The 3,254-nt window shown below is 71.8% G+C and carries 3 protein-coding genes; all 3 read right to left on the bottom strand.

Going from position 1 to position 3,254, the window contains the following annotated elements:
* The coding region (locus tag ACWEN3_RS44185; protein ID WP_452983714.1) for a GNAT family N-acetyltransferase at window positions 1-455 on the bottom strand (455 nt) is incomplete at its 3' end.
* On the bottom strand, window positions 433-2,664 hold the full coding sequence (locus ACWEN3_RS44180; protein WP_452983711.1) for an MMPL family transporter: 2,232 nt from the start codon (window positions 2,662-2,664) through the stop codon (window positions 433-435). The genes ACWEN3_RS44185 and ACWEN3_RS44180, both read right to left, overlap by 23 nt.
* A 211-nt stretch (window positions 2,665-2,875) precedes the next feature.
* Window positions 2,876-3,187 (bottom strand): hypothetical protein, encoded by a 312-nt coding sequence (locus ACWEN3_RS44175; protein WP_452983708.1) that lies wholly within the window; start codon window positions 3,185-3,187, stop codon window positions 2,876-2,878.
* Between the last annotated feature and the right edge of the window lie 67 nt (window positions 3,188-3,254).

The following is a 3,254-nucleotide window of genomic DNA, read 5'->3' as shown; positions in this document are numbered from 1 at the left end:
GGGCGAACGCCAGTAATTGGAAGAAAGGGCCACCCTTGACAAAGTGCCGAGGACACATGCCACTCCACCCGGTGCATGCCGCGCTCCTGGAAGGCCCACGCGAGCAGCACCCGCATGCCCCGGTCGACCAGCCCGCGCCCGGCCGCCGCCGGCTCCAGCCAGCAGCCGGCCTCGCACACTCCGCTCGGGGTGTCCCAGACGCGGAACAGCAGCCCGCCGACGAGCTTGCCGTCCAGCCAGATGCCGTGCAGGCCGCCGGCGTCCGCGGCGCGCTTGTCGGCGTACGACTTCAGCCAGGCGTGCGCGCCGTCCAGGTCGGACACCACGTCCGGCAGCCCGATGTGCCGGCCGATGAACTCGCGCCCACGGTCGATGTTGGCGAGGACCTCCGCGGCGTGCCAGACCTCCAGGGGCCGCAGCTCGGCGCCGTCGTCACCCAGGGATATCGCGTACATCGCGCTGCTCTTCCTTCCGCAGTTCGTCCACCGGAACGCGGTCGAGCCTCTCATGGGCGGCCCGGCACTCGGGCGGCTCGATGCTGATGCGCGGCAGCCGGCGCTCCAGCCAGGCGGGCAGCCACCAGTTGGCGGCGCCGAGGAGGTGCATCAGGGCGGGCACGAGCAGGGTGCGCAGGACGAACGCGTCGAGGGCGACGGCGGCGGCCAGGGCGATGCCGAACATGGCGATCACGCGGTCACCGCTGAGCACGAAGGCGAGGAAGACCGAGATCATGATGACCGCGGCGGAGTTGATGACCCGGCTGGTCTCGGCGAGGCCCACGCGGACGGCGCGCCTGTTGTCGCCGGTCTCCAGCCACTCCTCGTACATCCGGCTGACCAGGAAGACCTGGTAGTCCATGGAGAGTCCGAAGAGCACCGAGACCATGATCACGGGCAGGAAGGGCTCGATGGGGCCCGCGCGGCCGAGGCCGAGCAGTTCGCTGCCCCAGCCCCACTGGAAGACGGTGACGACGACGCCGAACGCGGCGGCGACGGCGGCGATGTTCATCGCGGCGGCCTTCAGCGGGATGCCGAGCGACCGGAAGGCGACCAGGAGAAGCAGACAGCCCAGCCCGATGACCGTGCCGACGAACAGCGGCAGCTTGCCGACGATCACACCGGCGAAGTCGTCGTAGGCGGCGGTCACTCCGCCGACGTGGATGTCGAGGGAGGTGCCGGTCTCCGCGCGCGGCAGCACCTCGCCCCGCAGCCGGTCCACGAGGTCGCTGGTGGCCTGGGACTGGGGTGCGGAATCGGGGACGACGGTGAGGTAGGCGATGCCGCCGCCGGTGCCGTAGGTGGCCGGGGTCACGGAGGCGACGCCCGGGGTGGCGCGCAGGGTGGTGTCGAGGTTGTCGAGGGCGAGTCTGTCGCCGCCGCCGTCCACCCGCGTCACCAGGGTCAGCGGCCCGTTCACGCCGTGGCCGAAGCCGTCGGCGAGCAGGTCGTAGGCCTTGCGGGTGGTGGAGGTGCTGGGGTCGTTGCCCTGGTCGGAGGTGCCGAGGTGGAGGGAGAGCGTCGGCAGGGCGAGCAGGGCGATGACGCCGATGGCGAGCGAGCCGAGCAGCTTGGGACGCCGTTCGACCAGGGCGGACCAGCGGGCGGCGAGGCCGGTGGGCACCTCGGGCCGCGGCCCCTGTTCGGCGAGCAGGCGCCGCTCGCGGCCACTGAGGGCGCGCGGGCCGATGAAGGACAGCAGGGCGGGCAGCAGGGTGACGGAGGCCGCGACGGTGAGGACGACCGTCAGACAGGCTGCCACGGCGACCCCGTTCAGGAAGCTCAGCCGCAGGATCAGCATCCCGAGCAGGGCGATGCACACCGTCGCACCCGCGAAGACGACCGCGCGTCCGGTGGTGGACACGGCGCTCACGGCGGCCTCGGTGACACTCAGGCCGCGTTTGAGACCGCGCCGGTGCCGGGTCACGATGAACAGCGCGTAGTCGATGCCGACGCCGAGGCCGATCAGCATGCCGAGCATGGGCGCGAAGTCGGCGACCGTCATGGCGTGGCCGAGCAGCCCGATGCCCGCGTAGGCGGTGCCGACGCCGACCAGGGCGGTGCCGATCGGCAGCAGCGAGGCGGCGAGCGAGCCGAAGGCCAGGAACAGTACGACGGCCGCGACGAGCACGCCGACGATCTCGGCGATGTGCCCCTGCGGGGACTCGGTGAGCCCGATCGCGCTGCCGCCCAGTTCGACCTCGAGCCCGTCGGCCTGGGCCGCCTTGGCGGTGTGCACCACGGCCTCGGCCTCGGGCTTGCCGATGTGCTCGGCCTGCTGGGTGAAGGTGACGGCGGCGTACGCCGTACGGCCGTCGGCGCTGATCTGGCCGGCGCCCTGGTTGCCGTACGGGCCGGACACCGAGGCCACGCCGGGCAGGGAGGCGATCCGGTCGAGGGTGCGGGTCATGGTCTGTTCGACGTCGGCCGCGCGGACGGTGCCCTTCGTGGTGTGCCAGACGACGGTGTCGCTGTCCCCGCTCAGGGCCGGGAAGCCCGCCTGGAGCAGCTGGCTGGCGCGGCCGGCCTCGGTGCCGGGGACGTCGTAGCTGTTCGAGTACGACGACCCGGCGACGGCGGCGGCCGCGGTGGCCCCGCCGAAGGCACAGAGCCACAGCAGAACGGCGATCAGTCGATGCCGGACACACCAACGCGCAAGGGCTGCCACGGACGTGCTCCCAGGGGTGATTTGTGGATCTTTGGCCGGGAACGATCGTCCATAAACCGAACAGCCCGCAAAGAACGCATGAGCAATCGAAAGCCACTGTCGCAGGCGAAAGTGATCGTTTGCGGTGTTCGTGGCCTTATTCACAGGACTGGGAGGGACATCACAGGACCGTCCTGTGAACTCTGTCGTCCCAGCGGCCACTTCGGTCACATCAGTCGGTCTGGTCTCCGAGTGCCATGACCATCACCCCGAGGACCAGCAGCCAGAGCGCCCAGCGGGTGCGGCCCCGGAAGCCCAGGACCGCGGCTCCCGCGCAGACGACGGCACCGAGGGCGTAGGCGGCGGGCACGCGGGCCGGCGCGGACCCGGCGAGCCGCAGCAGCGCGGCGCCCAGTCCGGCGAGGGTCAGCAGGGCTCCCGTGCCGGCGGCGGTCCAGCGGGCCCGCCGGGCGTCCCCGACGTACTCCACGTCATCGGCCTCGGGTATCGCGGGGTCGGTGCCGGAATCGGTACGTCCACTCATGCCGGGCGAGCGTAGCGCCTCCGTCCGGCGCCACGACGACGTGGGGGGATGTGCCGGACCCGGCACA

It is taken from the genome of Streptomyces sp. NPDC004561, from assembly GCF_053602155.1.
This window is presented reverse-complemented; position numbering and strand designations above follow the sequence as displayed.

What these genes read in the sequence shown, in the direction of transcription:
- ACWEN3_RS44175 (WP_452983708.1), bottom strand. Translation starts at nt 3,187, where the DNA reads ATGAGTGGACGTACCGATTCCGGCACCGACCCCGCGATACCCGAGGCC.